The following is a 6,674-nucleotide window of genomic DNA, read 5'->3' on the forward strand; positions in this document are numbered from 1 at the left end:
CCCCTTCAGGAAAGCTGCAACTCGGCGCTCGCGCGCGCCGCCGGGTAGTCTGCCTTACCGTTGGCGGTGCGGATGTCGCGGTCGGCGATGACGATGCGCTTGGGCGTCTTGTAGCCCGCGAGCGACTTGCGCACGTGCGCCCGTAGCGCCGCCTCGTCCAAGGCCGCACCTTCGGCCAGAGTCACGACGCCTGTCACCGCCTGGCCCCATTTCTCGTCGGGGAGACCCACCACCAGGGCGTCCTCCACTGACGGATGGGTCTTCAACGCCTCCTCGACTTCCTCGGGGAAAACCTTCTCGCCAGCGGTGTTGATGCAGGCATTGCCACGGCCCAGCAGGGTCAGCGAACCGTCCGCCTCCACAATCACCCAGTCACCGGGGATCGAGTAGCGCTCGCCGCCTATGACGCGAAAGGTCCGCGCCGTCTTCTCCGGGTCCTTGTAATAGCCGACAGGGTTGGGGCCCCTGATAGCGATGATGCCGGGCACGCCGGAGCCTGGCTCCACGGGATTGTCGTTCTCGTCGAAGACGCAGCAGCGTTCCCCCAGCACGAACTGGGCCGTCTGCACCTCGACGCCCTTGGCCATCATCGATTGGCCCATGCCGATCGCCTCCGAGGAGGAGAAGCCATCCGACAGCACCGCCTGCGGCATGTGCTCGAGCATCCCCTGTTTCACCTCGTGGGACCACATCACCCCGGACGAGACAATCATGACGACCGACGAGACGTCCCAGCGACCGGGGCTGGCGTTCAGGGCGTTCAGGATCGGTCGGCCGAAACTGTCGCCCACGATCACCAGGGTCTGCGGCTTGTGGCGGTGGACGGCGTCCAGCAGCTCCTCTGCGTCGAAGGTGGCGCCCTCCAGGGTGATCACTGTGCCGCCGGACATCATCGTCCCCATGCCCGTGAGCAGGCCGGTGCCATGCATCAGCGGCGGCGCGGGCAGAATCCGGCCCATCGGCCCTACCGTCTTCGCATGCGCCGTCAGCGCTTCAAGCGTCTCTGGCACCGGGCCGAGCTTTCGCGCCCCCGCCAGTGTGATCTCGCGCAGATCGTTCTGCGCCCACATCACGCCCTTGGGCATGCCGGTGGTGCCGCCGGTGTAAATAAAGAACTGGTCGTCACCCGAGCGCTCGATGTCCACCGGCCCGCCATTGCCCTCACCGGCGAGGTCCTCGAAGCGCTCGGCGAAATCGGCGACATGCCCATCCGGGCTGACCTCGACCCAGGTCTTAACACCGGGCAGGCTGGGGCGGATCTGGGCGACGGCGGCGCGGAACTCCGAGGCATAGACCACGGTCTGCGCATCGGAGTTGTCGAAGATGTACCAGACCTCCTCTGGCGTGTAGCGATAGTTGACGTTCACGTGGGTCAGCCGCGCCTTCCACCCGGCGGCCACGGCCATCAGGTATTCGGGGCGGTTGCGCATGTAGATGGCGATTTTGTCGCCGGGAATCGCGCCGCGGGCGATTAGGGCGCGGGCCAGGTTGTTGGTCGCCTGGCGCGCCTCGCCCAGACTGACGACGCGATCGCCGTGGATGAAGGCCGGGCTGTCCTGCGGCAGCACCGGCTCCACTGCATCCAGTATGTCACCAAAATTCCAACCGACCATGCGTAGCGCTCCCGTTGGCGACACCGATCTCCGCCGGGGCCGCGCATCTGGCACTACGACCACTCTTCACCTGACGGAAGGGAATATCCCAATCGACATGCGGACGACCGAGGGTGTCCAAAGACGAACTGATTGTGTCTATCCGAGCTGCCCTGCTCGCCTGGCGTTTTGGCTAAGCGACTTTGCGGGCCCAGTAGAGGTGCGCTTCGTAGGGCAGCGCGAGCTCGTCGCCCAGCGCCGCTCGGAGGGCGGGCCGGAGGTCAGCCAGAAGCGCCTCGCGAGTCTCGGACGGGATCATCTGGATGTCGGAACGGCTCCTGAGGAAGTCCATGTGCTGGTCGACGGTTTTGCGCCACACCCAGGGAAATCCGGCGTACCGCGCCGGATCGAAGCGACCGCTTGCAGCGAACAGATCAGCGACGGGGCCGGTGGGGCGGTACCCAGCCTCCGGCACGGTCGTGGGCCTAGGCAGGCCGTGCCTGACGAAAGGCGCGGCCAGCGCGTCAGCTACCTCGGGCGGCAGGTCGCAAGCGCAGTTGCCGAACACCGCAAGGACGCCGCCAGGCTTGAGCGCCGCGGCGGCCTTTGGGAAGGACGCCTCCGGGGCAATCCAGTGCCAGGCCTGAGCCGAGGCGACGAGGCGATAGGCCTCGACCGGCGCGGCCCAGCGCTCGAACGTCTCGGTGACGAACACCAGGTCCGCCGCCTCGCCGAAGCGCCCCTTCGCCTGCTGGATCAGGTTCTCCCCAGGGTCGAGGGCCGTGACGGCTAAACCGAGTGAGAGGAGGCCCGCGGTGGCCTTTCCGGTCCCACAGCCCACCTCCAACACCGGATCGCCCTGCACGAGGCCGGCCGCGTGCGCCAGCGCCTGGAACAGCGTAGCCGGATAGCCGGGACGAGCGGCGTCGTAGAGTTCGGCGACCCGGTCAAAGGTTTCGGCTTGCCGCATGGGGCGAACGCCTCCGTGGTAGCTTTCGTCCAAAGATCACGTCGCAGTCGCAGGTCCGCAACGACAATTTGGGCGTACCCTTCGCCATCCCAGAGACCACCATGAATCGGGCCCTCATCGGGTTGAAATCCGGCTTCTATTCTAGGTTGCAGCCGACGTGCCCCTTCGGAACATCAATCGGTCCGCGACCAGGGCGGCGAGAAGCGAGGCGCCAACCAGCGGGTAGATCACGCCAACCACAGCCACGACGCCCAGCACCGCCCATGCGACGCGCCGGTCGCCCGGCGCGGGCGGCACGCCGAGCTGTCCGCGCGGACGCCGCTTCCACCACATCACGACCGCGGATACGGCCAGGAGCACGATGGTGATGCACCCCGCCAGCATCAGGTAACGGTTGGCGGGGCCGTATTCCTGGCCCTGGTGGACGGCGACGCCCCACTCAATCGCCTTGGCGGCCGGTCCCCATTGCGCGAAGCCGACGTCGCCCAGCACCCGCCCGGAGTATTGGTCGAGATAGACGGTGCGGCTGTCCTCGACCCGATCGGGGCGATAGTCGGCGGCGTAGGCGCCCGTAGGACCATCGGGCAGGGTTACGTTGTAGGGATGCTTCAAACCCGCCCGCTCGAAGCGCTGGATGGCGATGTCCAGGCCGATGTTGTCGCGCGCGCCCGTCATGCTCGCGCCGGTCGTGTCCATTCCCGGCATGTCCATGGACTTCGGCATGGGCGCCTGTTGCAGCGCCCAGGGACGGTCAGGCTTCACCTGCGCCACCGGAACAGCCGGCATGTCCATGCTGAGCATCCAGCCAGGCGTCACCTTGGCTGGCGGCGCAGGCTCGTAAAGGTTGGCCGCGGTCACCCACTTCTGGACGTGATCGCCCCAGAACATCGACCAGGGCATGCCCGTGACGGCCAGGAACAGGATCACCGTCGCCGCGAACGTGCCTGTCACCGCGTGGAGGTCGCGCCAGAAGACCCGCTGCCGCGGCGCCCCGCGCACGGTCACCACGCCGCCGTCACGGCCGCGCGGCCACCAGAGGAAGACGCCCGTGCCCACCATCACGATCGCCCAGCCGGCGGCGACCTCGATGATCGTGCTGGCCCAGAAACCGAACTTCTGCAGGCTGTGGATCTTGCGGACCAGCTGCATGATCCCGCCGTAAGCGGTCGCGCCCAGCAGGTGGCCGTCATAGGGATCGGCGAACGCCGTGAGCGCCCGCCCGTCCGGCGCGCGGACGAGTAGGCGGACGGACTGTCCCGCCTCGGCCGGCGTGAACTGCAGTACACGTCCGCCCGTCGCCGCCTCGACCTTCGCCGTAACCGCGCTCGGCGCAGCCAGGGCGGCGGCGCGGGCCGGCACATCCTCGAAGCGCCGATAGGCGAGGTGATCCAACTCAGGCTTGAACAGATAGAGCCCACCGGTGATGGCCATCATCACCAGCACCGGCAGCACGATTAGGCCGGCGATGAAATGCCAGCGCCAGACCGCCCGATAGAGGGAGCTGGCAGGAGAGATGTCGAGCACGGCCATCAGTCGATCACCCAGCGCAGGCCCGCGAGCGCACTGAACGGCGTGCCCAGCCGTGGCAACTCGAAGCCGTTGTTGTCGGCAGTGTACCTCCGGTCGAAAAGGTTCTCGACCTGCACGAACGCCTCCAGCTTGGGTGTAACGGGATAGGCGGCCGCCAGGTCCACGACGACGTGCTCGTCCACGGGCAGGGTGTTGTCGTTGTCGCCCCAACTCTTCGAGAGCCAGCGGACCTGCGGGGTGACCCGCCATCCGGCGGCAGCGTTGTAGGTCACGCCGGCGTTCAGCCGGTTGCGCGGGATGCCTCCCTGCTGCTTGCCGATGCTGGCGGGATCGAACTCGCTCTCGCGGATAGTGGAGTCCGCATAGGTGTAGCCGAGCGTCGTGGACCAACGCGGGCTGATCACCCAGTCCGCCTCGGCTTCGACGCCGAGGCTTCGCGCCCGCCCCGCGTTGATGTTTCGCGTCCCGAAGAAGAAGCCTGGCGGCAGCTGACTGTCGTCGAGCGGCGCGGAGGTGATGAGGTCACGGATGGTGCTGCTGAAAGCGGTGACCTGCAGGCGAAGCCCGCCGTGGTTCAGGTCGAACCCGGCCTCTTCGCCTTCGAGTGTCTCTGGTCGCAGATCAGGATTGCCGAAGAAGATGCCGGCGGACGTAGCGAAGGCGCGGTAGAGGTCGCCCAGGTTGGGCGCCCGGAAGGCCTTGTAGGCGGCCGCCCGCAGCGCGAACTCGGGCGTCACGGACCAGCGGACGGAAACCCTGGGATCGACGCTGGAGGTGGTCTTGTCCGGCGCAATGCCGATACCTCCTGGCGAGCCGTCGAAGGCGTCAAAGTTCCTGAACTCCTGATAGCGGACGCTGGCCAGCACCTCGAGGACGTCGATCGGCTTGAGGCTGACCTCGCCGAAAGCGCCCAGGAACCGTTGCTGGCCACTGCCCACATCGGAGCGGACCTGCTCGCCGCTGTCCACGAAGATGTCTCCGGTGTCGATGCCGCGAATGCCATGATAGTCGCCGCCGACCGTCGCGCTGCGCAGCCAGCCTGAATCGAAGGTCTTGGCCCAGACCACCGAGGCCCCGTCTTCGCGCGCGCTGGTGATATGGCGGTTCTGGACGAATTCGGCTTCGCCCATCTCGGCCCCGGTCGGGGTATCGGTATTGTCGGTGCGGAACCGGTTCTCGGTGTGGAACAGGGTCAGGGTCACCTCGCCCAGGACGCCGAGTCGCTGGGTCGCATCGCCTGAGTAACTCCAGTTCTTCTGCTTGTTTATCGCCAGCCGGCTGTTCAGCACCTGGTGGTTCTCGTGGTGATCGATGCGCAGGTGGGCGGTGAGGGTCTCGGCTGGACTGAATTGGCCGGTCAACGCGATGTTGTCGGCTGTGAACGAAGTCGGCGCGTTGATCGGACCCCGCAGGTCCTCGGGCGCGGTCTGGAAACCGTCGGTGTGGAAGGTCCCGCCTTCGAGGCCGAGTTTTATCGCGTCATTGGCGACCAGGCCTCCGTAGGCGTCCCCGCGGTAGGTTCCGTAGCTCCCGCCGCCGCCTTGCAGAATGAGTTCGTTGCGGTCTGGCGCGCGGGTCAGGATGTTGACGACCCCACCCATCGCGTAGTTGCCCCAAAGCGTCGCGCCGCCGCCGCGGACAACCTCAACGCGGTCGATGGTCTCCAGCGGCACACGGTTCCATTGCACATAGCCCTGGAAGGGGTCGTTCAGCGGCACGCCGTCCAGCAGCACCAGGGCGCGGATGCCGCCCAGTCCACGCATGGAAACATTCAGTGATGTGGGGTGGGTCTGATAGGAGGCGGCGATCGGGACATCGAGCGAGGGGACGCGGCGAAGCACGTCATCCAGTGAGTTTGCCGGCGTCTGGCCAATTTCCTCGCTGGTGACGATCGATGCGCTGACCGGCACGTCAGCCAGATTGCGCTCGGCGCGGGTGGCGGTGACGATCACCTCGCCGACCGTTGAGGTCGCCGGCGCGTCGTCGGCCCGTGCGGCGGCGGGCAGGCAAAGGGCGGCGAGCACGACGAGGCTCGCCGCGGAAGATCGAGGGCGGGGCCCCCGGCATAGTTCGAGAATCATGGCGGATCCTGAAAGAATGACGTGCGAATGCGCGCCGGCTGGCTTGCGCACGGGCGGCTTGTCTTCGATCAGGCGGTCGGTGGTCCCTGGCCAAACGGCCGAGGCGGGGCCCGCGCGCGCGGCGCGAGCAGGGCGATGAAGGCCGCATGCTCGACATGGGCCGGCGCATAGGCTGCGGGCTCCAGTTCCGGGATCGGCGGCGCGATGGCGACCACGGCCGCGGCCAGGCAGTCCTGGCAGGGCATGCCCAAGGCCTTGTGGTTGGCCGGCACGCCGGTCCCGTCGGCGTGCACGCGCCCGCCTTCGCAGATCAGGTCACCAGCCACGAGCCGAGGTCCGGCCATCGCGGCGGCCGGGATGAGCGACTGCACGAGCAGGGCGAACACGGCGAAGAGGGCGACGATCGCCCTTCGCTCATTCCTCGCGCTGATCTGGCCGTTCATTCGCCCGGTCTCTACGCGCTGCCGCCATTTTCGCAACTCGAATTAAGTCACATGCCCG

At 67.2% G+C, this 6,674-nt stretch carries 5 protein-coding genes; all 5 read right to left on the minus strand.

What is annotated here, in order from left to right; genetic code table 11:
* Positions 1-5 precede the first annotated feature (5 nt).
* The 5 genes from VGI62_RS14155 to VGI62_RS14175 all read right to left on the minus strand — a co-directional run bounded on the left by VGI62_RS14155 (position 6) and on the right by VGI62_RS14175 (position 6,616).
* Entirely contained in the window at positions 6-1,613 is a 1,608-nt protein-coding gene (locus VGI62_RS14155; protein ID WP_331505148.1) for an acyl-CoA synthetase, read from the minus strand.
* Between the two features lie 172 nt (positions 1,614-1,785).
* Positions 1,786-2,562: a class I SAM-dependent methyltransferase gene (locus VGI62_RS14160; protein ID WP_331505149.1), complete on the minus strand. Its 777-nt coding sequence runs from the start codon at positions 2,560-2,562 to the stop codon at positions 1,786-1,788.
* Positions 2,563-2,703: 141 nt separating this feature from the next.
* Positions 2,704-4,092, minus strand: a complete 1,389-nt coding sequence (locus VGI62_RS14165; RefSeq protein ID WP_331505150.1) for a PepSY domain-containing protein — start codon at positions 4,090-4,092, stop codon at positions 2,704-2,706.
* Entirely contained in the window at positions 4,092-6,116 is a 2,025-nt protein-coding gene (locus tag VGI62_RS14170) for a TonB-dependent receptor (RefSeq protein WP_331505151.1), read from the minus strand. Before VGI62_RS14170 ends, VGI62_RS14165 begins: the two co-directional genes overlap by 1 nt.
* Before the next feature lie 125 nt (positions 6,117-6,241).
* Positions 6,242-6,616 (minus strand): DUF2946 domain-containing protein, encoded by a 375-nt coding sequence (locus VGI62_RS14175; RefSeq protein ID WP_331505152.1) that lies wholly within the window; start codon positions 6,614-6,616, stop codon positions 6,242-6,244.
* Positions 6,617-6,674: the final 58 nt, after the last annotated feature.

The organism is Phenylobacterium sp., from assembly GCF_036495085.1.
In the GTDB taxonomy this organism is placed as follows: domain Bacteria; phylum Pseudomonadota; class Alphaproteobacteria; order Caulobacterales; family Caulobacteraceae; genus Phenylobacterium.